At 73.2% G+C, this 21,657-nt stretch carries 20 protein-coding genes; 10 read left to right on the top strand and 10 right to left on the bottom strand.

Annotated features, from left to right (window positions below; translation table 11 throughout):
- Window positions 1-5: 5 nt before the first annotated feature.
- Both H1226_RS02350 and H1226_RS02345 read right to left on the bottom strand, forming a co-directional pair.
- Window positions 6-2,984, bottom strand: coding sequence for a sacsin N-terminal ATP-binding-like domain-containing protein (locus H1226_RS02350; RefSeq protein WP_258345476.1), 2,979 nt, complete (start codon window positions 2,982-2,984; stop codon window positions 6-8).
- Window positions 2,981-3,865: a DUF3027 domain-containing protein gene (locus H1226_RS02345; protein WP_224959081.1), complete on the bottom strand. Its 885-nt coding sequence runs from the start codon at window positions 3,863-3,865 to the stop codon at window positions 2,981-2,983. Before H1226_RS02345 ends, H1226_RS02350 begins: the two co-directional genes overlap by 4 nt.
- Window positions 3,866-4,093: 228 nt before the next feature.
- On the opposite strand from H1226_RS02345, the gene H1226_RS02340 reads away from it, so the two are divergent.
- From H1226_RS02340 to H1226_RS02330, 3 genes are all read left to right on the top strand, one after another.
- On the top strand, window positions 4,094-4,804 hold the full coding sequence (locus H1226_RS02340; RefSeq protein ID WP_373690057.1) for a glutaminyl-peptide cyclotransferase: 711 nt from the start codon (window positions 4,094-4,096) through the stop codon (window positions 4,802-4,804).
- Window positions 4,805-4,965: 161 nt separating this feature from the next.
- Entirely contained in the window at window positions 4,966-6,939 is a 1,974-nt protein-coding gene (locus H1226_RS02335) for an MFS transporter (RefSeq protein ID WP_258345474.1), read from the top strand.
- 10 nt (window positions 6,940-6,949) lie between these two features.
- Entirely contained in the window at window positions 6,950-7,429 is a 480-nt protein-coding gene (locus tag H1226_RS02330) for a DUF2771 family protein (RefSeq protein WP_224959077.1), read from the top strand.
- 257 nt (window positions 7,430-7,686) lie between these two features.
- Here the strand turns inward: H1226_RS02330 and H1226_RS02325 are convergent, their stop codons facing one another.
- Window positions 7,687-8,079, bottom strand: coding sequence for a cold-shock protein (locus tag H1226_RS02325; protein ID WP_224959076.1), 393 nt, complete (start codon window positions 8,077-8,079; stop codon window positions 7,687-7,689).
- Between the two features lie 334 nt (window positions 8,080-8,413).
- On the opposite strand from H1226_RS02325, the gene H1226_RS02320 reads away from it, so the two are divergent.
- Entirely contained in the window at window positions 8,414-8,620 is a 207-nt protein-coding gene (locus H1226_RS02320) for a hypothetical protein (RefSeq protein WP_258345472.1), read from the top strand.
- 1 nt (window position 8,621) lies between these two features.
- Here the strand turns inward: H1226_RS02320 and H1226_RS02315 are convergent, their stop codons facing one another.
- Window positions 8,622-9,233, bottom strand: a complete 612-nt coding sequence (locus tag H1226_RS02315; RefSeq protein ID WP_258345471.1) for an HAD family hydrolase — start codon at window positions 9,231-9,233, stop codon at window positions 8,622-8,624.
- 118 nt (window positions 9,234-9,351) lie between these two features.
- Here H1226_RS02315 and H1226_RS02310 point away from each other — a divergent pair, with 118 nt between their 5' ends.
- Complete coding sequence (locus H1226_RS02310) at window positions 9,352-10,314, top strand: R2-like ligand-binding oxidase (protein ID WP_258345470.1); 963 nt, start codon at window positions 9,352-9,354, stop codon at window positions 10,312-10,314.
- Window positions 10,315-10,604: 290 nt separating this feature from the next.
- Window positions 10,605-12,746 (top strand): NACHT domain-containing protein, encoded by a 2,142-nt coding sequence (locus H1226_RS02305; protein ID WP_258345469.1) that lies wholly within the window; start codon window positions 10,605-10,607, stop codon window positions 12,744-12,746.
- Between the two features lie 3 nt (window positions 12,747-12,749).
- Here H1226_RS02305 and H1226_RS02300 read toward each other — a convergent pair whose 3' ends face one another.
- Window positions 12,750-14,429 (bottom strand): AMP-binding protein, encoded by a 1,680-nt coding sequence (locus H1226_RS02300; protein WP_258345468.1) that lies wholly within the window; start codon window positions 14,427-14,429, stop codon window positions 12,750-12,752.
- Window positions 14,430-14,529: 100 nt separating this feature from the next.
- Between H1226_RS02300 and H1226_RS02295 the strand changes: the two genes are divergently transcribed.
- Entirely contained in the window at window positions 14,530-15,306 is a 777-nt protein-coding gene (locus H1226_RS02295) for a PhzF family phenazine biosynthesis protein (protein WP_258345467.1), read from the top strand.
- 63 nt (window positions 15,307-15,369) lie between these two features.
- On the top strand, window positions 15,370-15,765 hold the full coding sequence (locus H1226_RS02290) for a YccF domain-containing protein (RefSeq protein WP_258345466.1): 396 nt from the start codon (window positions 15,370-15,372) through the stop codon (window positions 15,763-15,765).
- Between the two features lie 69 nt (window positions 15,766-15,834).
- Here the strand turns inward: H1226_RS02290 and H1226_RS02285 are convergent, their stop codons facing one another.
- From H1226_RS02285 to H1226_RS02265, 5 genes are read right to left on the bottom strand one after another with little or no spacing between them, the layout of a single operon-like run.
- On the bottom strand, window positions 15,835-16,599 hold the full coding sequence (locus tag H1226_RS02285) for an HAD-IIA family hydrolase (RefSeq protein ID WP_258349323.1): 765 nt from the start codon (window positions 16,597-16,599) through the stop codon (window positions 15,835-15,837).
- Between the two features lie 26 nt (window positions 16,600-16,625).
- Window positions 16,626-17,720 (bottom strand): sulfate/molybdate ABC transporter ATP-binding protein, encoded by a 1,095-nt coding sequence (locus H1226_RS02280; protein WP_258345465.1) that lies wholly within the window; start codon window positions 17,718-17,720, stop codon window positions 16,626-16,628.
- Window positions 17,717-18,487: an ABC transporter permease gene (locus H1226_RS02275; RefSeq protein WP_258349322.1), complete on the bottom strand. Its 771-nt coding sequence runs from the start codon at window positions 18,485-18,487 to the stop codon at window positions 17,717-17,719. Before H1226_RS02275 ends, H1226_RS02280 begins: the two co-directional genes overlap by 4 nt.
- 41 nt (window positions 18,488-18,528) lie before the next feature.
- On the bottom strand, window positions 18,529-19,293 hold the full coding sequence (modA, locus tag H1226_RS02270; protein ID WP_373690005.1) for a molybdate ABC transporter substrate-binding protein: 765 nt from the start codon (window positions 19,291-19,293) through the stop codon (window positions 18,529-18,531).
- A gap of 1 nt (window position 19,294) precedes the next feature.
- Window positions 19,295-19,693 carry a TOBE domain-containing protein gene (locus H1226_RS02265; RefSeq protein ID WP_258345461.1) on the bottom strand — a complete coding sequence of 133 codons (399 nt, stop codon included), beginning with the start codon at window positions 19,691-19,693 and terminating at the stop codon, window positions 19,295-19,297.
- A gap of 173 nt (window positions 19,694-19,866) precedes the next feature.
- Here H1226_RS02265 and moaA point away from each other — a divergent pair, with 173 nt between their 5' ends.
- Window positions 19,867-20,925 (top strand): GTP 3',8-cyclase MoaA, encoded by a 1,059-nt coding sequence (moaA, locus tag H1226_RS02260; RefSeq protein WP_258345460.1) that lies wholly within the window; start codon window positions 19,867-19,869, stop codon window positions 20,923-20,925.
- Window positions 20,926-20,930: 5 nt separating this feature from the next.
- Entirely contained in the window at window positions 20,931-21,227 is a 297-nt protein-coding gene (locus H1226_RS02255; protein WP_224959064.1) for a MoaD/ThiS family protein, read from the top strand.
- Window positions 21,228-21,657 lie beyond the last annotated feature (430 nt).

The following is a 21,657-nucleotide window of genomic DNA, read 5'->3' as shown; positions in this document are numbered from 1 at the left end:
AGACCTCAGCGCAGCAGGGTGACCGCTTCCGGGTCGGCGAGCAGCGCGGCCAGGGCGAAGCGGCTGTCCCAGGCACCGGCCGCCCAGGCGAGGGCGCGGGCCAGCCCGTCCGGCGTCCGCTCGGCGTGCACCGCGCCGGTCGCGTCGACCCACCAGTGCACGCGCCGTTCCCCGTCGCGGGTGCTGACGCGCAGCCCGTCGTGCAGGGCGACCTCGCCGCCGGGCACCGCGATGCCGAGCAGTTCGCAGGAGCTCGGCACCCGGCCGACCTCGGCCCAGCGCTGCACGCGGCCGTCAGAGAGCACCCGCATGGTGCTCTCCTCGGAGGCCAGCGGGAGGTCCAGGAGTTCGGCGAGCGCTTCGGCGTCGAACTGGTCGGGGCCGCCGCCGGCGACGACGAGCGGGGCCTCCAGCACGCCGAGCATCCACGGCTCGTCCAGCACCACGGCCCGCTCCGCGCTGACGACGGCCCCGGACAGGGACCGCACCGATTCGGGCGGACCGGCGAAACCGGGGCGGACGACGCCGTCGACCACGGCGTCGGCGAGCACGCGGTGCGCCCGCAGCGCCGTGCCCGCGCGGATGCCGCGGTCCGGGTCGCCGAGCCGCGCCACCAGGTCGGCCGCGTCGTCCGGGTCGTCGACGCGCAGCTCACCGCGCACCCCGGCCAGCCGCAGCCGCCGCGAGCTGAGGCCGAGGTCCGGCACCGGGTCGTAGATCCCCGCGATGTCCTCGGCCTCCGGCAACCGCCACGAGCGGGGTTCGCGGCCGTCGAGGACGGCGAAGCGGGCCAGCCACCACGCGGGATGGCTGTGCGGGTCCCCGAGGAGGTGCGCGATGTCCGGCGAGTCGGTGAGCAGCCGGATCGCCTGCGGCCACGCGTCGTCGGCGACGAGGTCGAGGTCCCGCACCGAGGTGAACCGCGCGGGCGGCCACGCCCCGCCGGCCAGGTGCTCCTGCTCGTGCCACCAGCGGACGCTGTCGGCGAACTGCTCGTCCGGGTCGATCGGGTCGTCCTCGACATGCAGCGCGAACGAGTCCAGCACGCCCACGGACCGCAGCAGGTCCCGTGGCCAGCGCGCCGCGAACGCGCCGTCCAGCACGCCCAGCGAACCGTCCGGCCCGACCTCGTCCGGGTCGAGCACGGCCAGCAGCGCCGCGTCCGGCAGCAGCAGCTCGTCGGCGCGGCGGATCTCGCCGTCGCGGTCCGGCATGGCCAGCGCGGCCAGCCAGTCGTGCGGGCGCGAGTCGCGGACCAGGCCGAGCACCGATTCGGTCAGCGGCAGCACGTCCGCGCCCACCCGGGCTTCGGCGACGCTGCCGCGCACCGCCTCCGCCAGCGGCGGGGCGTCGAGCAGTTCCGCGGGGCCGGCGCGGTGCGCGCCGAGCTGCTCCAGCAGCGGGTGCGCCGCGTCCGGGTGCGCGATGCGCAGCCCGCTGATGTCCAATGTGGACAGCACTGCGGCGGGGCCCGAATCGGCATCGCCGTCGGTGAGCAGCACGTCCCGCGCGCCGGTGACGGTGCGGCCGTCGGCCAGCGGCACCGGCAGCGCCGCGAACTCCTCGCGGGCGCGCAGATCGGTGCGCTGGATCGGGGCCAGCGCCTCGTACAACCGGTGCCACCAGGACGGCGGGCGCTCCAGCCCGCCGACCGCGGCCACCAGCTCGGCCGCGCCGAGCCGCCGCACCTCCAAGGTGCTCAACGCGCGCCGCTGCCGGGCGTCCGAGAGCTCCGCGGCCAGCAGGCCCGGCACCACGTCCGCCAGCAGCGACACCAGTTCCGGCGAGTAGTGCTCCAGCACCGCGGCGCTGCTCGGAGCAACCGACCCACCGGCGCCACCGGGCAGCCACGCGCTGATCCGCAACCGGTCCAGCACGTCCTGCCGCAGCTTCCCGTCCACATCGGACAGCGGGAATCCGGGCAGCGGCACCAGCGCGGTGCGGTGCTCCGGCGCGATCTTCGCGACCAAGTCCGGGTAGCTCTCCGCGGCGAACGTCAGCACCGAGTCCACCGCGGGCGAGGCCGCGACCCGCCGCCGGTCCGCCTCCACCGGCAACCCGGCCAGCAGCCGGGCGGGCAGCGACAGCCGCTCCTCGGTGGGCGTCGGGGCGTGCAGCACGTCCTCGGCGAGCGGGATCGGCACGTCGTCGGGCCCCAGCGGCACCGCCCAGCACGCCCACCAGCTCGCGCCGCGCTTCGCCTCCGAACCCAGACCTTCCAGCGCCGACTCGCCCAGCTCGCCGGACACCCGGTGCAGCAGCCAGCGGTCGCTGCGCTGCGGGCCGTGCACCACCGCGCGCGAGGAACCCTGGTCCTCGCGGCGCCACGAACGCGAACCGACGTGGACCTCGCGCAGCGCGGGCAGCGCCAGCAGCAGATCAGGGGCGCGCTCGGCGAACTCCGCCAGCAGCGCATCACCGTCCACATCGGACCGGACGGGCAGCCGCACCTCGGTGCTGAAGCCCTCCGGCGGCCGCTCGTCCGACGGCCACGCGAGCCGCAGCACCGGCACACCGCCATCGCGGGATTCGAGTTCCTTCGCCGGGCCCGGCAGCGCCGCCGCCTCGGCCCGGGTGCGCTCCGCGGAGAACTCCACCGCGCCCGAGGTCGACACCACGCGCGGCGCGTCCGTCACGGCCAGCACCGCGGCGAAACCCACGCCGAACCGGCCGACCGTCGCGCCCTCGCGCTTCGCCGACGCCCGCAGCGAACCCAACGCGGCCACGCCGTCCGAGGTCAGCGGCGCGCCGGTGTTCGCCAGCCGCAGCTCACCGTCCTCGAACCGGACCCGCAGCACGCCGTCCGCGCCCGCCGCGTCGGCGGCGTTCTGCGCCAGCTCCACCAGCAGCCGGTCCCGGTAGCCGCCGAGGCGCAGGTCCTCCTCGGCGTTGGCGTCCTCGCGGAACCTCGTCGGCGAGGAGTCCCAGGACTCCAGCACGGCCCGCCGGAGCTCGGCCGTGCCGAACACGTCCTGCGCGGTCACCCGCGCGACTCGAAGTCCAGCGTGGTGTCGTCGTAGACGACCTCGGCGACCGGCACCGTCGACGACGTGTCCACCTCGGCCTCCGAGTGCGCGCCGCACCCGAACTCCACGTGCACCACGCGGCCGTCCGCCGGCGCGATCTCGTTGCCGCACACGCCGAACGCGGCCTGCATCGAACCCGCCAGCGGCAGGAAGAAACCGCAGGTGCCGCACGCGCCGGGCGCGAGCTTCGCGATGTCGCTGCCCGGGCCGAACTCGCCCTGGTGCCAACGCTCCGCGGCCGCCAGCCTGCCCTCGTGGCTGAGCACCCGCTTGCGGCCCAGGCCGACCTCGTGCGCCAGCGACTCCACGCCCTGGTCCGCACCGGACAGGTAGCCCTCGGCCAGCCGCGGATCGCCCGGAGCGCTCGGCAGCAGATCACCGGCGCCGAGATCGCCCGGCCGCACCCGCTCGCTCCACGGCACCCAGGCCGGCGCCGTCAGCGCGTCCTGGCCCGGCAGCAGCACGACCTCGCTGACCGTGACCGGCTCACCCGGACCGGCGATCGCGACGGTCACCGCCCAGCGCCAGCCCACGTACCCCGGGTAGTTCGATTCGAAGTAGTGCGTCGCCGCGTCCGGCCCCTCGGCCTCCACGCCGACGTGCGCGCCGACGGGGGCCTCCGCCGCGTCGACCGTGAGCACCGGCGAACCGATCGGATCGGCCGCGGGGCCCGCTTCGCCCTCGGCGGCGGCGCGGGCCGTCTCCACGGCCGCGGCCAGCGTCGGGTCGAGCCGGGCCGGTTCGGGCTGGGCCGGTTCCGGCTGGGTCCCCGTGGACTCGCCGCTCGGCTCCCCGGGAACTCCGAGCGGAGCGTCCGGGTCGGTGGTCGGAGCAGGCATAGGCGTCACGTGCTCGATTGTGCCGTACGCGTTCGATGCGGTCGCCGCCCGTGTCAGGCTTTCGGGGTGCGAACCGGAGATCTTCCCAGGCGAACTGCGCTGGGCAACCGTCTGTCCGCAGGTGTGATCATCACGAGCCTGCTGTCCGGACTGGCGTTGGGCGCGTGCTCGGCGCACGTACCAGCTCAGCACGAAGGCCAAGAGGATCGCGAGCACACCGATCAGAGCATTGGGCACGCGGGCAGCGTGCCACACCTTCGAGCGATGGTGACCCACGTGCTCCCGCACGACCGCTCCTCGTTCACCCAGGGCTTCGAACTGTCCGGCGGAACCCTCTACGAAGGCACCGGGCGGTACGGGCGCTCGCTGCTGCGGGCGCTGGACCCGGACACCGGCCGCGTGCTCGGGGAGGAACGTCTCCCCGCCGACCTCTTCGGCGAAGGCATCACCGTCGCCGGAGACCGTATCTGGCAGCTCACCTGGCAGGAAGGGGTTGCGCTGGAACGTGATCGGACGAGCCTGCGGGAACTGCGCCGGGTGGACTACGACGGCGAGGGCTGGGGGCTCTGCCACGACGGCTCCCGGCTGGTCATGAGCGACGGCAGCGCGCGGCTCACCTTCCGCGACCCGGCGACGTTCGCGGCCACCGGCTCCGTCCAGGTCACCTTGGAGGGCAGGCCGGTACCGGAGCTCAACGAGCTCGAATGCGCCGGCGGGCAGGTGTGGGCGAACGTGTGGGGCAGCGACCAGATCGTGCGCATCGACCCGGCGACCGGCCAGGTGAGCGCGGTCGTCGACGCGTCCGGGCTGCTGCCCGCCGGGGAGCGAGCCGGGGCGGACGTGCTGAACGGGATCGCGGCGGTGCCGGGCACCGACGAGTTCCTGCTCACCGGGAAGCTGTGGCCGCACGCGTACCGGGTGCGGTTCGAGCCCCGCTGACCGGCTGCCGCGACCGAGCTGTGGAGAACTCACGCGTGATCTCGCAAATTTCCACAGGTTGTCCACAGGCAGGTCTCGGCTGTGGACAACTCCGCCGCACGCCGGGTTGAGCAGCGGAGCAGCGGACGCGATCGACCCCGCGGCTGGGGCAGGATGAAGTCATGGGGCCCCGACGCGACCAGCGCACCGACGAGGAACCGACCGGCCGCCCCGGCTGGGGAGCCGGGCGGCGTGGCAGGCGCGGGCGGATCCCGCAGGGCTTCGGCGGACGGTGGGACGACCGGGAGCAGCGGGACGACCCGGAGCACGGCGGCGACCGGGAACGCGATGGCGGTCAGGAACGCGACGGCGGTCGGGAACGCGTCCGCGCAGCCGGTGCCGCGCAGGCGGGACGCGAGCACGCGAGCACCGCGGGAGACGACTCGGCGGGACGCGACTCGACGGGACCCGCGCCCGGCCGAGGCGAACCGGCGGGCACCGCGCAGGCCGGACGCGAGCAGGCGGGCCCCGGGGCTCCGGGATCCGAGCACCCCGCCGCCACCGCACCACCGCGCACCACCGGAACGCACCGCGGTTCCGGCCCGGACGGCGAACGCGAACCTCACCCCGCGCCCGACGACGCACGCGAGCACCGCGGGCGCACCGGCCCCGACGGCGACCGATCACCCGGCGAGGCTCCCGAGGACTCCGCGGGCGGCCGCTGGGACGCCACCGCTCCCCCGCGCAAGCTCACCGTCACCCGGGTCGCGGCCTGGCGCGGCCGCCAGCTCACCCGCGCCGCGATGCGGCTGTTCTTCTCCGCCGCGCACGCCGACGGCGCCGCCGAATCCGGGCTCGCCCGCTTCAGCTACGCGGTGATGCTCAACTACGCGGTGGACGCGGCGATGGCCGTGGCGCTCGCGAACACGCTGTTCTTCTCCGCCGCCACCGGCGAGAGCCGGGACAAGGTGGCGCTGTACCTGCTGATCACCGTCGCCCCGTTCGCGGTGATCGCGCCGGTGATCGGCCCCGCGCTGGACCGGCTGCGGCAGGGCAGGCGCACCGCGCTCGCGGTGTCCTTCGGCGTCCGCGTGCTGCTGGCGGCGGTGATGGCGGTGAACTTCGACGGCTGGCTGCTGTACCCGGCGGCGCTGGGCTGCATGGTGCTGTCCAAGTCGTTCGGCGTGCTCAAGGCCGCGATGACCCCGCGGGTGCTGCCCGCGGCGATCGACCTGACCACGGCCAACTCGCGGCTGACCACGTTCGGCCTGGCCGCCGGGGGCGTGTTCGGAGCGGTGGCGTCCGGGTTCGCGTGGTTGCTGGGATCGCCGGGGGCGCTGTGGTTCATGGCGGCGCTCGCGGCGGCCGGGGTGTGGCTGTGCCTGCGGATCACGCGGCGGGTGGAGAGCTCGGCGGGCGAGGCGCGGGCCGTGGCCGGGAAGCGGCGGCGGGCGCCGCTGGGCCCGCACGTGGTCGTCGCGCTGTGGGGCAACGCGGGCATCCGGGTGCTGACCGGGTTCCTGACGCTGTTCGCCGCCTTCGTGATCAAGGAGAGCACCCGGCAGGACCCGGCGATGCAGGTCGTGCTGCTCGGCGCGGTCGGCGGGGCGGCCGGGCTCGGCAGCTTCCTCGGGAACGCGGCGGGCGCCCGGATGCGGTTCGGCGCCCCGGACCGGCTGATCGTGAGCTGCCTGGGCAGCGCGCTGGCGATCGCGGTGTGCGCGGCGGTGCTGGCCGGGGTGCCCGCGGCGGTCGCGGTCGGGCTCGTGGCGGCGACCGCGAGCGCGCTGGCGAAGGTGTGCCTGGACGCGGTGGTGCAGCGGGACGTGGCCGAGGAGTCGCGGGCCTCCGCGTTCGGCCGCTCCGAGACGGTGCTGCAGCTGAGCTGGGTGTTCGGCGGCGCGCTGGGGGTGCTGCTGCCGCCGGTGTGGTGGATCGGCTTCACCACGACGGCCGCGCTGCTGGCCCTGGTGCTGGTGCAGACCGTCCTCGTCGGACGCGGCGGCGGGCTGGTCCGGCTCCCGCGCCGGGGCCGCCGGGCCGAACCGGGCACCGAGGGCGTTCCGGCCGGACCGCGGACCAGGCGGACCGCCCCGGACCGCGAGCCCGTCCGGCGACACCGGGCCGTGGACTTGGCGGACGACACCGGGCCGTAGGCTCGCGGTCGTGCATCGTGGACTGAAGTCGCTGCTGCTCGCGGCTCCGCTGGGCGTCGTCGCCCTGGCCGGGTGCTCGGCACCCTCCGCCCCGCAGGTCACGTTCTACTCGCACGGCGAGGCGATCGAGGTCGCCCCCGCGCGGTTCTGCGACGCGACCGGGGAGAACTGCGCGCCGCCCGCCGAGGACCCGGTGGGCAAGCTGCGGGTGCCGGAGAAGTCGCCGCTGCAGATCTCGGTGCCCGGCGAGGTGTCCGCGACGCCGTGGCAGGTGTCCTACATCTACCGGGGCGTCGACGGCCAAGAGGTCGAGGGGCGCACCGGCGTGATCCGGCCGGACGAGCGCCACTCCTACACCCTGCGCGTCCCCCCGGACGGCACCCGCCTGGAGCACGTCGAGGTGCAGCAGTACTCCGGTCTCCTCGTGCTCGGCGAGGACGGCGGCGTGGACTTCCCCATCGCCGCGACGTGGGTCATCGACCCGACCTGAGGTTCTGCCTGTCGAACTCCTGCTGCGTGGAGGTCGGGTGGCGGAACCTCAGCGCCCTCCTCGCTGCGGGATCGTTTTCACAGGTGGCTCCGCCACATGAGAAAACGCTGTCCTCGCGAGGAGGGCGCTGAGAACCCGCTGGTGGTTCCGCTGCTCTAATGGTCGCTGCTCAGCGGCTTCGCCGCTGACAGGAGAACGACCTGGCAGGTTCGCAGACGGGCGGTGCGGTTGGCGTTCGCTCTCGTTCGGCTCCGGGGTCAGGCGCCGGGGTCGAGTTCGCGGGCGACCGCACGGACGACCTCGCCGATCCGCTTGGACACCTTGCGGTCCGGGTACTTGCCGCGGCGCAGGTCGGGCTGCACCTTCAGCTCCAGCAGCTTGATCATGTCGTCGACCATGCCGTGCAGTTCGTCGGCGGGGCGGCGGCGCGCTTCGACGACGGAGGGCGGCGGGTCCAGCAGCTGGATCCGCAGGGCCTGCGGGCCGCGGCGGCCCTGGGCCATGTCGAAGTCGACGCGCTGGCCGGTCTTGAGCGAGTCGACGTCGGACGGCAGCGCGGAGGAGCGCACGTACACGTCCTCCCCACCGTCCTGGGTCACGAAGCCGAAGCCCTTGTCCGCGTCGTACCACTTGACCCTGCCGGTCGGCACTGTCCTCACCGTTCCCTGTCGATGCCCGGCCCGCACTCCTCCACGTGGCCCAGGTCGGGCGGTCCGGGAGCGAGCGGGTCCTCCTTGTCGTCATCGTGCGTCGCGCCGGGGCGCGACGTACCGGCCCTGGCACAACAAAAACGCCCCGGAACGCCACGCTGTCAGAGCGTTCCCAGGACGCGTCCGTTCCAGAGTACCCGCCCGGAGCGGAACATCGTCGCCCCTTGCGCGGAGCGGCCGGCGAGGACTCGCTGACCTGCGAAGTCCTCGACCGAGCCGGAGGTTCCGGCCACATCCGGGCCGGACCTGCCGCCGCGGCGCCTACCCTGCTCGCATGAGCGCCGCTTCCCCTCGTTCCGTCGTGCTCCCCCTCGCGGTGGGCCTGTTCGCCGCGGGCGTGCTCGCGGTGCTCGCGGTGTTCGGGTCGTACGCCGCGGGCCTGGCGGACCTGCCGCTGTGGCTGAACCTGGCGACGCTGCTGGCCCCGGCCGGGTTGGTCGTCGGTGTGGTGGGCGCGGTGCTGCGCACCCGCCGCGGTTGAGTCAGCCCGCGCGGCCGGCGAGCCAGGCGGGGAACTCGGCGAGGTCGCCGAGCGCGACGTCGGCCCCGGCTTCCAGGAGTTCTTCGGCCCGGTAGGGACCGGTGGCGACGCCGACGGCGAGCGCGCCGGCCGTCTTGGCGCCGACCACGTCGCCGAGGTGGTCCCCGACGTAGATGGCGGCGCCTTCGGCGAGCAGCACGTCGCCCTTGGCGGCGGCGAACACGTCGCCGGCGAGCCGGTCGACCTCCCAGCCGAGGGCGTCGAGGTGCAGCCGCGCGTTGCGCTCGAACTTCCCGGTGACGACGAGCGCCCGGCCGCCGAGCTCGCGCACCGCGGCGAGCGATTCGGCCGCGCCGGGCATGGCCTTCGTGCCGGGCACGACGAGTTCGGGGTAGAGCTCCCGGAACCGGTGCACGAGACTCGCCACGAGCGGTTCGTCGAACCCGTAGGTGCGCAGCACGTCGGGCAGCGGCGGGCCGAGGTTGGCGGCGAAGTGCTCGCCGTCGAGGGGCACGCCGAACTCCTTGCGCAGCCGCTCGAACACGTCGATCATGCCGGGCCGGGGGTCGATGAGCGTGAGGTCCAGGTCGAAGCCGACGGTCGCGGGGTTCACGACCTGGAGGCTAACCGCCGCACGCGGGCGAGTGACCGCCCTTGACGCGGAACTTTCTAGTATCGAAAATCGATGGTGTAACGCGACTCACACTCCCCGGGCGAGCTGGAGCAGGCCGATGACGACCACCACGGACAGCAGCAAGCACCGCGACGACTTCCACTCCCTGCGCCCCGGCGGCCTCAACTGGGACTCGCTGCCGCTGCGGCTGTTCACCAAGGGCAACGCGAAGTTCTGGAACCCCGCCGACATCGACTTCGAGCAGGACGCCCGCGACATGGCCGGGCTCACCGGCGAAGAACGGCGCAGCGTGGCGGGGCTGTGCGCCGAGTTCATCGCCGGCGAGGAAGCCGTCACCCAGGACCTGCGCCCGTTCCTGTCCGCCATGGCCGCCGAAGGCCGCTTCGGCGACGAGATGTACCTGACCCAGTTCATGTACGAGGAGGCCAAGCACACCCAGGCGTTCCGGCTGTGGATGGACGCCGTCGGCCTCACCGAGAACCTCAACGAGTTCGTCGAGGACAACCCCGGCTACCGCACGATCTTCTACGACGTGCTGCCCACCGTGCTGCACGCGCTGGACACCGATCCGGGGCCGCGCAACCAGATCCGGGCGTCGGTGACCTACAACCACGTCGTGGAGGGCTCGCTCGCGCTCACCGGCTACTACGCGTGGAACAAGATCTGCCGCAGCCGCGGGCTGTTCCCCGGCATGCAGCGGATCATCGGCCACATCGGCGACGACGAGCGCAGGCACATGGCGTGGGGCACCTTCACCTGCCGCAGGCACGTGGCCGCCGACGAGACGAACTGGGGCCACGTCGAGGAGATGATGCAGGAACTGCTGCCGCACGCCATGCAGCTCATCCAGTGGCAGCCCGCCGACGCGCCCGAGGTGCGACCGTTCGAACTGGACACCGACGAGCTGCTGAGCTACGCGAGCGACCGCGCCGGACGCCGCCTCGGCGCGATCTCCTCGGCCCGCGGCACCCCGCTGGAGCAGATCGACGTCGACGCCTCCCCCGAACGCCTGGAGGACCAGTTCGGCGAAGAGGACGCCGCAGAACTCGCCAAGGCTTGACGGCGCCCACTCACCCGAACGCCCCCGGAACCCCTGCGATCTCACTACGAGTTGCAGGGCCCCGCCTTGTTCACAGACCGCAAAACCCTTGTTGCGCTGCGGGTACGTCGACTCGGCGGCGAGTCGGTCCGTTCGATTCCCCGTGAGTTTCGCGAGTACTCCACACCTGAACGGGGTGTGGATGTGGGGCGGCCGTTGCGGAGGTGGTCGGCCGCCGGGAGTGCTGGACGACCGCTCGTGGATGGTTCGATCCGGCCCCGGGGCCGCGATCTTCGCGGCACACTGGCGAGGTGACAGAGCACGACCGGGCTCGCAACACCAATCGCGGCACCGTCGGCGGTGACCTCGTGCAGGTCGGTGGTGACGTGCACGGTGATCTCGTCGTGCACCCGGAACCGCCCGCCCCCACCGGGTCGCCGGAAGCGTCGGCGCGGGAGCTCGCCCGCAGGTTGGCCGCGCTCAGCCGCCAGGAGGGTGAGCGGTGGGGCCTGGGCGATCCGGAGGCGCTGCCGGTGCGCTGGCATCCGGCAGCGGACGAACTGGTCGACCACTGGGACAACATCCAGCACGACGAAGCTCGGCCGCCGTCGTTGACCGGGTCCTTCGCCGAGATTCGGCGGACCTACCGGGATATCGACTCGCAACGCCTGGTGATCCTGGGCCGGGCCGGTGCGGGCAAGACCGCGCTGGTCCACCGGCTCGTCCTCGACCTGATCGCGGAACGCGGTCGCACGGGTCGCGTCCCGGTGCTGTTCGGCCTCGGCGACTGGAATCCCACCACCACCGCCTTGCGGTCCCGGCTCGCCGACCTGCTCGAACGTGACCACCCTTTTCTGGTGGGCGGAAAAGCCGCCGCCCTCGTCGCTGACGAGTGGGTGTTGCCCGTGCTCGACGGCTTCGACGAGATCCCCGAACGCTACCGGCGCGGAGCCGTCCGCGAGATCAGCAGGCTCGTGTCGCCCGTCGTCGTGACCAGCAGGCGGGACGAGTACGCCGACGCGGTACGCCAGGACTGGGTGCGCGGGGCCGCTGTGATCGAGCTCGACGACCTCCGCCCGAACGAAGTCGCCCGGCACCTGCGCCGCAGCAGCGGACAGGCCCGCGCCGCCGAATGGGCGGCCGTGTTCGAGCACATGCGGACCGAACCGGACGCGGCCGAAAGCCGGAACCTGGCCGCCGCCCTGACCACCCCGTTGCTGGTGACGTTGGCCCGGCTCAACCACGACGACGCCGACCGCGACCCGGCCGAACTGCTCGACGCCGATCGCTTCCGGTCCCCGGAGCAGCTCGAAGAACACCTGCTGAGCGTCTACCTGAACACCCGGTACGACCCGGTCCGCCGCCCCGGGCCGTGGCGCCCGGACCAGGCCCATCGCTGGCTCGGCCGGCTCGCCACCGATCTGGTCCGGCGCGGCTCCCACGACCTCGCCTGGTGGCGGATGCCCGCGGCGCTGCATCGCCGCACCCGCGTGCTGGTCACCACCGTCGCGTTCGCGCTCTGCTTCGGGGCGCCGGGACTGCTACTCGGGCTCTGGGGCCAGTTCACGGCGACGTGGTTCGGGATCGGGCTTCTCACCGGCCTCAGCGCGGAGCTGCGGACCTGGTACTCGGGCGAGCACGAACCGGAGCGGGTTCGGCTGCACCTGCGGCGGCCGGGCTCCAAGCGGCGACCGCAGGGCCGCGGGCTGGTGCGGTGGTTCGCTTTCGTCTTCGTGATCGCGCTGCTGTTCGGGGGTGCGGTGGCGTTCGCGGGCGGCTTCACGAACGGGCTCGTGGCCGCAACCGCGTTCGCAGTCGCATTCGGGCTGGCGGGCACGATGCGGATGATCTTCGACGATCGGGCGCGGCGAACGACCCCGCTGCGGACGCATCCGATGCTCGGCGTGCTGGTCGTCGTACTGGTGGCGGTACTGGAGTCGGTGCTCGCGGCGGGCGTGGTGGCGGCGGCTGTGGCGGCGTTCGCTCCCGGAATCGCCGCGGATTCGGTCGTGGCGCTGGCCGGAACGCTCGCGGGCGCGCTCGCGAACGGGTCGGTGTCCGCGCTCGGCGAGGACCAGGCGGACGACGCGACGGACCCGTGGCACTTGCTGCGCGCCGACCGCGCGGTCGCCCTCGGGCGCGCGGCAGTGCTCGTGCTCGCGACCGGGCTCACGGCCGTGGTCGCAGGCTGGGTGACCGGTGAACTCGGCTACGGGCTGGTCTTCGGAGCCGTCGCCGGGAGCATGCTCGCGGTGACGCGGGTGGCGCTGTCGTCGTGGGGCGGCTGGCTGCTGTTCGCGCGCCTGTGGCTACCGCTGACGGGGCGGCTGCCGTGGCGGCCGACGCGGTTCCTCGACGACGCCTACGCCCGCGGCGTGCTGCGCCGAGCGGGCGCGGTCCACCAGTTCCGCCACGCCCGCCTGCGCGACCACCTCGCCGATACCGCCCGGTGACGTTCAGCCGTCCAGGTCGAGGAGTTCCTTGGCCTGGCGGCGCATCTCGATCTTGCGGATCTTGCCGGTGACCGTCATCGGGAAGTCGTCCACGACGTGCACGTAGCGGGGGATCTTGTAGTGCGCGAGCTTCCCGGTGCAGAACTCGCGCAGCGCCTCCGCCGAGAGCTCGGCGGCGCCGGTGCGCAGCCGCACCCACACCATCAGCTCCTCGCCGTAGCGCGCGTCCGGGACCCCGATGACCTGCGCGTCCACGATGTCCGGGTGGGTGTAGAGGAACTCCTCGATCTCCCGGGGGTACACGTTCTCGCCGCCGCGGATCACCATGTCCTTGATCCGGCCGGTGATGCTCACGTAACCGGACTCGTCCATCACGGCGAGGTCGCCGGTGTGCATCCAGCGGGCGGCGTCGATGACCTCGGCGGTCTTCTCCGGCTGGTCCCAGTAGCCGAGCATCACCGAGTAGCCGCGGGTGCACAGCTCCCCCGCCTCGCCGCGCGGCACGGTCAGCCCGGTCGCCGGGTCGACGACCTTCACCTCCAGGTGCGGCCCGACGCGGCCCACCGTGGACACCCGGCGCTCCAGCGAATCGTCCGCGCGGGTCTGGGTCGAGACGGGACTCGTCTCCGTCATGCCGTAGCAGATCGCCACCTCGGCCATGCCCATCCGGTCGATGACCTGCTTCATCACCTCCGCCGGGCACGGGGATCCGGCCATGATGCCGGTGCGCAGCGAGCCCAGGTCGAAGCTCTCGAAGTCCGGGTGGTCCAGCTCGGCGATGAACATCGTCGGCACCCCGTACAGCGAGGTGCAGCGCTCCGCGGACACCGCGGCCAGCGCGGTCCCCGGGTCGAAGCCCTCGGACGGGATGACCATGGCCGCGCCGTGGCTGGTGCAGGCCAGGTTGCCCATCACCATCCCGAAGCAGTGGTAGAACGGCGGCACGATCGCGACCCGGTCCGCCTCGGAGTAGCCGCACAGCTCACCGACGAAGAACCCGTTGTTGAGGATGTTGTGGTGCGACAGCGTCGCGCCCTTCGGGAAACCGGTGGTGCCCGAGGTGTACTGGATGTTGATCGGGTCGTCGGCGCCGAGCCGCGCCTGCGCCGCCGCGAGCCGCGCCGGATCGCCCGCCCGGCCGCGCGCCACCAGCTCGTCCCAGCCCGGGTCGTCGAACAGCACGACCTGCTCCAGGCCGGGACAGCTCGGCCGCACCTGCTCGATCATCGCGGTGTAGTCGGAGGTCTTGAACCGCTGCGCCGAGATCAGCATCCGCACCCCGGCCTGGCCGAGCACGAACTCCAGCTCGTGCAGCCGGTACGACGGGTTGATGTTGACCAGGATCGCGCCGATCTTCGCGGTGGCGTACTGGGTGAGCGTCCACTCGGCGCGGTTCGGCGACCACACGCCCACCCGGTCGCCCTTGTCGATGCCCGCGTCCAGCAGGCCCAGGGCGAGCGCGTCCACGTCGGCCACGAACTCCCGGTAGGTCCAGCGGCGGCCGCCGGCGTGCTCGACCAGCGCGTCCGAGTCCGGGACGCGGGCGGCGGTGCGGTCCAGGTCGCCGCCGATGGTGTCGCCGAGCAGCGGCACCTCGGAGATCCCGGAGTCGTAGCTGGGTTCTGGTGTTCCGGCGGTGTCCACAGTGCCCTCCCCGACGCTGTCGTGACGCAGAACACTCATGATTGCGCCCGCGTCGGGCAAAAGTCGAGGGGTCGGGCCCAGCCCTTCGGAACCCGGCCGTTCCGCTGGTGATCGGTTCCCGCGGCCGTACTCTCCGGGGGTGCGCACCTACGTCGTGGACTCCTTCACCGAGCACCCGTTCAGCGGCAACCCGGCCGGGGTGGTGCTGCTCGACGCGCCCGCCGCCGAACCCTGGATGCAGTCGGTCGCCGCCGAGATGCGGCACGCCGAGACCGCGTTCGTGGTGCTCGACGGCACCGAACCGAAACCGCTGCGCTGGTTCACCCCCACCACCGAGGTCGAGCTGTGCGGGCACGCCACCCTCGCCGCCGCGCACGCCCTCGGCGGCGACCAGCGGTTCGCCACCCGCAGCGGCGAGCTGATCTGCACGGACTCCGGTGCCGGCTGGATCGGCATGGACTTCCCGGCGAGCGCCGCCGACCCGGTGGAGCCGCCGAGCGACCTGGCGGCGGCGCTGCCCGGCGCCACCGTCGAGGACGTGCGCGCGGCCCCGGGACGACTGCTCGTCCGGGTCGGCGCGGCCGCCGAGGTGCGCGGGCTCGAACCGGACCTGGCGCGCATCGCCACCTGGCCCTACCGGGGCGTCGTCGTCACCGCGGCGGGCGACCGGGACGGGGTGGACTTCGTGAGCCGGTTCTTCGCGCCCGCGTCCGGCATCCCGGAGGACCCGGTGACCGGATCGGCGCACTGCCAGCTCGCCCCCTACTGGGCCGCCGAGCTGGGGCGATCCGGCGTGGAGCTGGTCGGCGAGCAGGCCTCGCCGCGCGGCGGGTTCGTCCGCGCCACGCCGCTGGGCGACCGGGTGGCGCTGCGCGGGCGGGCCGTCACGGTCCTCGAGGGGGAACTGCGGGTCTGACCCGGGGAGAACTCAGGGTCACCACCTGGCCACTCGTCCGAGCGCACATGCCACGCTGAGGGCATGCAATTGCTGCTGAACGTGATCTGGTTGATCTTCGGTGGGCTGTGGCTGGCCCTGGGCTACGCCGTGGCCGGCATCGTCCTGGGCATCACGATCATCGGGATCCCGTTCGCCATCGCGTCGTTCCGGATGGCCAACTTCGCGCTGTGGCCGTTCGGGCGGCGGCTCGTCGACGAACCCGGCGCGGGCGCGTTCTCCGCGATCGGGAACGTGCTGTGGCTGCTGCTGGCCGGCTGGTGGCTGGCCATCGGGCACATCGTCACCGGGATCGCGCAGTGCATCACCATCATCGGGATCCCGCTGGGCATCGCGAACTTCAAGCTGCTGCCGGTGTCGCTGTTCCCGCTGGGAAAGAAGATCGTCGACTCCGACGACCGGCTGCCCACCCGGGGCTGACCAGGTACCGAGGTGAGTGGGCCAGTCGTCCCGCCGGAGCGGGCGGACGGTCCACTCACCCGGAACGCCTCAGACCCCGAACGGGTTCGCGGTGTGCCCGACCAGGTCGGCCACCGAGCCGATCACCTTGGTGGGGCGGTACGGGAACAGCTCCGCGGTGTTCTCGTCCGAGATCCCGGTCAGCACCAGGATCGTCTGCATGCCCGACTCCAGCCCGGAGCGCACGTCGGTGTCCATCCGGTCACCGATCATGAGCGTGTTCTCCGAGTGCGAACCCAGCGCCCGCAGCGCCGACCGCATCATCAGCGGGTTCGGCTTGCCCACGTAGTACGGCCCCCGCCCGGTCACCCGCTCGATCAGCGCCGCCACCGCGCCGGTCGCGGGCAACGTGCCCTCCCGGCTCGGCCCCTTCTCGTCGGGGTTGGTGGCGATGAACCGGGCACCGTTCTCCACCAGGCGGATCGCCTTCGTGATCGCCTCGAAGCTGTAGGTGCGGGTCTCGCCCAGGATCACGTAGTCCGGATCCCGATCGGTGAGCACGTAGCCGATGTTGTGCAGCGCCGTGGTCAGGCCGGACTCGCCGACGACGTGCGCGCTGCCTCCCGGGCGCTGCTTCTCCAGGAACTGGGCCGTGGCCAGCGCCGACGTCCAGATCGCCGACTCCGGGATGTCCAGGCCGGTGCGGTGCAGCCGCGCGCGCAGGTCGCGCGGGGTGAAGATCGAGTTGTTCGTGAACACCATGAACGGCAAGCCCTGCTCGCGGAGCTCGGCCAGGAACCGATCGGCTCCGGGCACCATGTGCTCCTCGTGCACCAGCACGCCGTCCATGTCCATCAAGTACGTCCAGGGCGCTTCCTCAGTCACACCCCAGATGATCCATCGGATACCGGGTGCATGGCTACTTCGGTCGCCTTAACCACGAAGAACACCAGGTCGCCGACGCCCAGCCGCAGGTCGGCGACCGCCGCGGGCGTCACGTCGGCGGCCAGCACCACCGGGTCCGGCGTCCGCGTCGCGGCCCGCAACCGCACCACGTCACCACGCGGTTCCAGCGCGTCGATCCGCACCGGCACCGCGTTGCGCGGGCTGCCGTCCGGCCGTTCCCGGTGCACCGCGACCGCCGACGGCGAGAACACCGCCGCCGCCGGCTCGCCCCGCGCCACCTCCACCGACCGCCCCGCGATCGCGGTGCCGCCGAAGTCCAGCCCGCCGTCGGTGGCGACGCCGGTCAGCAGGTTCAGCCCGGCGATGCGCGCGGTGAACGCGGCCTGCGGACGGGTCAGCACCTCCCGCGTCGAGCCCTCTTCGATGATCTTCCCGTCCACCAGGACCGCCACCCGGTCCGCCAGCACCACCGCGTCCAGCACGTCGTGCGTGACCAGCACCGTCGGCTGCCGCTGCTCCCGCAGCACCCGGTGCAGCAGGCCGCGCACCGCCGGGGCCGAGCCGACGTCCAGCGCCGCCAGCGGCTCGTCCAGCAGCAGCAACCGCGGCGCGGCCGCCAGCGCGCGGGCCAGCGCGATCCGCTGCGCCTGACCACCGGACACCTGCGCCGGGCGCCGGTCGGCGTACTCGGCCGCGTCCACCTCGGACAACCACCGGCGGGCGGTCTCCCGCGCCTCGGCCTTGGGCGTCCCGGCCGAGCGCGGGCCGAACGCGACGTTCTCCAGCACCGACATCCGCGGGAACAGCAGCGCGTTCTGCGCCAGCAGGCCCACCCCGCGCCGGTGCGCGGGCACGTGCGCGCCGGTCGCCGCGTCGCACCAGACGTGCTCGTCCAGCGCCACCCGGCCGCGCTCCGGCACCAGCAGGCCGGACAGCACCGACAGCAGCGTCGACTTCCCGGCGCCGTTCGGGCCGAGCACCGCCAGCACCTCGCCCGGGGCCACCGACAGCTCCACGTCCAGCGCGAACTCGGGCCGCGCGAACGCGACCTCGGCGTGCAGACCGGTCACGTCCGTCCCTCCACCGCTCTCGTGCCCGCCACTCCGATCACCAGCAGCGCCAGCACCACCAGCAGCAACGACATGGCCACCGCGGCGTCCACGTCGGACTGCGCGGTGGTGTAGATGGCCAGCGGCAGGGTGCGGGTGGTGCCCTGCAGGCTGCCCGCGAACGTGATCGTCGCGCCGAACTCGCCCAGCGCCCGCGCGAACGTGAGCACCACGCTCGACCCGAGCGCGGGCAGCAGCATCGGCACCGTCACCCGCCGGAACGTCGTCCACGGGCCCGCGCCCAGCGTCGCCGCCACCTGCTCGTAGCGGGCGTCCGCCGAGCGCAGCGCGCCCTCCAGGCCCACCACCAGGAACGGCATCGCCACGAACGTCTGCGCCAGCACCACCGCCGCCGTCGTGTACGGCAGCCGCAGCCCGGCGTCGTCGAGCAGCCCGCCCAGCGGACCGGTGCGCCCCAGCAGGTACAGCAGCGCCAGCCCGCCGACCACCGGCGGCAGCACCAGCGGCAGCAGCACCACCGCGCGCAGCACCCGCGAGCCGCGCACCCGCGCCCGCGCCAGCACCACCGCCAGCGGGCCGCCGAACACCAGCGACAGCACCGTCGCCACCAGCGAGGTGCGCACCGACAGCTCCAGCGCGTCCAGCGCGGCCTCGCTGGTCAGCAGCTCGGGCAGCCGGGCCGGGTCCACCCTCGTGAGCAGCCCCAGCACCGGCAGCACGATCAGCGCCAGCGCCAGCGCGGCGGGAACCCACAGCACCCCCGGCACGGCCACCGGGCGCGCTCCCCCGCCGCGCGCGCGACGCGGGCTCACTCCGAGCCGAAGCCGTGCTCGGTGAGCACCTGCTCGCCCACCGGGCCGCGCACGTAGTCCAGGAACTTCGCGGCCAGCTCCGGTTCCGGCGCGTCCTTCAGCGCGACGATCGGGTAGTCGTTCACCGCCTGGTCCGCCTCCGGGAAGTCCACCGCCTGCACCTGGTCGGCGGCGGAGCGCGCGTCCGTGACGTACACCAGCCCGGCGTCCGCCTCCCCGGCCGCGACCTTGCGCAGCACCGACTTGACGTCGTTCTCCTCGCTGGCCGGCTTGATGTCCAGGCCCGCGGCCCGCTCCACGGTCGCCGAGGCCGAACCGCAGGGCACCTCGGGCGCGCACTGCACGACGAGCCTGCCGGGCGCGGTCAGGTCGGCCAGCGAGCCGATGTGGTCCGGGTTGCCCTTCGGGACCGCGATGGTCAGCTTGTTGGTGGCGAACACCTGCGGTTCCCCGCCGGTCACGCCCGCCTTGGTGGCCTTGTCCATGTTCTTGGTGTCCGCGGAGGCGAACACGTCGGCCCGGCGCCCCTGGGTGAGCTGCTCGACCAGCGTGGACGACCCCGCGTAGTCCACCTGCACCTCCACCCCCGGGTTCTCCGCCTCGAACCGCTCGGCGAGCTGGTCGAACGATTCGGTCAGCGAGGCCGCGGCGAGCACCGTGACGGTGCGCTCGCCCTGCGCCTGCTCGCCGCCGCCGGTCGAACACCCGGCCGCTAACAGCGCCAGCCCGGCCAGGGCCGCGACAACTCTGGGTCCCACCACGTCAGCCTCCCGGCGTCTCCACCACGACGTTGGTCGATTTGACCACCGCCACCGCCAGCACTCCCGGCTCCAGGCCCAGTTCCCGCACGGCCTCGGTGCTCATCAGCGACACCACGCGGTGCGGGCCGCACTGCAGCTCCACCTGCGACATCACCGTGTCCGAGACGACCTCGGTGACGAGCCCGACGAGCCGGTTGCGGGCCGAACGACCCACCCCCGACGGGTCCGGCACGGCCCGCGCCTGGTCGCGGGCGAACCCGGCCAGGACGGCACCGTCCACCACGAGGCGGCCGGAGCCGTCCCGCTCGGTGTTCAGTTGCCCGCCGTCGGCCCAGCGGCGCACGGTGTCGTCGCTGACGCCGAGCAGTCCGGCGGCTTCGGAAATCCGGTAGTGCGGCACAGTCGTGCAGATTACTGCCGCGACTGCGGGCAGGACAGCGCCCCATCGGCCGCACTCGCGGCGCCCGGACCGTCCACTGCGGATCTCCGCAGGTGGGGAAAGCCCCGCACCGCTGCGAGAAAGCCGCTCCCGTCGATCGAAATACCCCCTCGGACGGGGTTAGGGTCGATGGTGTGACCGCAGTGGACCTGGGCATCCCGGCCGTGCGCCCCACGACCGACACGTCGACGCGTCCGGACACCCCGGCACTGGTCGACCGGTTCGGCCGCGTGGCCACCGACCTCCGCGTATCCCTGATCGACAAGTGCAACCTGCGCTGCACCTACTGCATGCCCGCCGAGGGGCTGCCGTGGCTGAAGAAGCAGGAGATGCTCGACACCGGCGAGATGAACCGGCTGATCCGGATCGCCGTGGAGACCCTCGGGGTCACCAACGTGCGGTTCACCGGCGGTGAACCGCTGCTGCGCCAGGACCTGGTGGACGTCGTCGCCGCCACCAGCGCGCTGCCGTCGCACCCGAAGACCTCGTTGACCACCAACGGCATCAACCTGCACCGCTACGCGGACGCGCTGGTCGAGTCCGGGCTGGACCGGGTCAACGTCTCGCTGGACACGCTGCGCGCCGAGACCTTCCACCGGCTGACCCGCCGGGACCGGTTCCACGACGTGCTCGACGGGCTCGCCGCGGCCAAGGCGACCGGGCTGGAACCGGTGAAGGTGAACGCGGTGCTGCTGCGCGGCGTGAACGACGACGAGGCCGGTGACCTGCTGCGGTTCTGCCTGGAGCACGGCTACCAGCTGCGGTTCATCGAGCAGATGCCGCTGGACCCGCAGCACGGCTGGGACCGCGAGCAGATGATCACCGCGGACGAGATCCTGGAGCGGCTGGGCGCCGAGTTCGACCTCACCCCGCACGTCGCCGAACGCGGTTCGGCACCCGCGGAGCGCTGGCTGGTGGACGGCGGGCCCGGCACGGTCGGCGTGATCGGCTCGGTGACGCGGCCGTTCTGCGCCGACTGCGACCGGACCCGGCTCACCGCCGACGGACAGCTGCGGTCCTGCCTGTTCTCCACCACCGAGACCGACCTGCGCGGCCCGCTGCGCGACGGCGCGGGGGACGACGAACTGGCCCGGCTGTGGCAGGGGACGATGTGGGCCAAGAAGGCCGGGCACGGGATGGACGACGACGGGTTCGCGCAGCCGTCCCGGCCGATGAGCGCGATCGGAGGCTGACCGCCGTGACTGTGCAGTTCGAAGGTGCACCCGCCACGACGGCCGTGCGGGTGCGGTACTTCGCCGGTGCCAGGGCGGCGGCGGGCGTGGCCGAGGAGGTCCTGAGCATCGCGCCGGCCGCGCCGGGGCCGGTGCGGGCGTCGGACGTGGTCGACGCGGTGCTCGCGGCGCACGACGAGCGGCTGGCCGCCGTGGTGCCCGCCTGCAGCTTCCTGCTCAACGGGGTCGCGCTGCGGGACCGGTCGATCGAGGTCGGCGCCGGTGACGAGCTGGACGTGCTGCCGCCGTTCGCGGGTGGCTGAACGCCTGCGGCGATCGAGTTCTCTCCTCATTACTCCGCCCGCGCAGGCGCGCGTGCGCGAATACAACATTCCTCGGCGTGTCTGACACACTCCCCTGGGTGACTTCTCGGTGTGCGATCGAGTGGCTCCGCACCGCCTCCCCGGGGGCGCCGCCGGGACGGTCTCCTGATCTTCGAACGGCTCCTGGACGATCTCGAGCCGTCTCCTCGGATCCCTCACCCGAGAGAGGCCAGACCTCACCGAGAGTCACGCCCCTTGATCGCGCAGTGATCGCGAAAAGGCCCGATTCCACGCGTGCACCGGACTCGATTCAGACCGACCGAGGGATGACATCCCGGCGACGACGAGGTTTCGAGGCCGCCGAAGAGGTGAGCCACGCCTCACTGACGGTGATCGATCTCAGCCCGGAAACGACTTGATAACGACGCTC

The organism is Saccharopolyspora gregorii (genome assembly GCF_024734405.1).
GTDB lineage: Bacteria > Actinomycetota > Actinomycetes > Mycobacteriales > Pseudonocardiaceae > Saccharopolyspora_C > Saccharopolyspora_C gregorii.
This window is presented reverse-complemented; position numbering and strand designations above follow the sequence as displayed.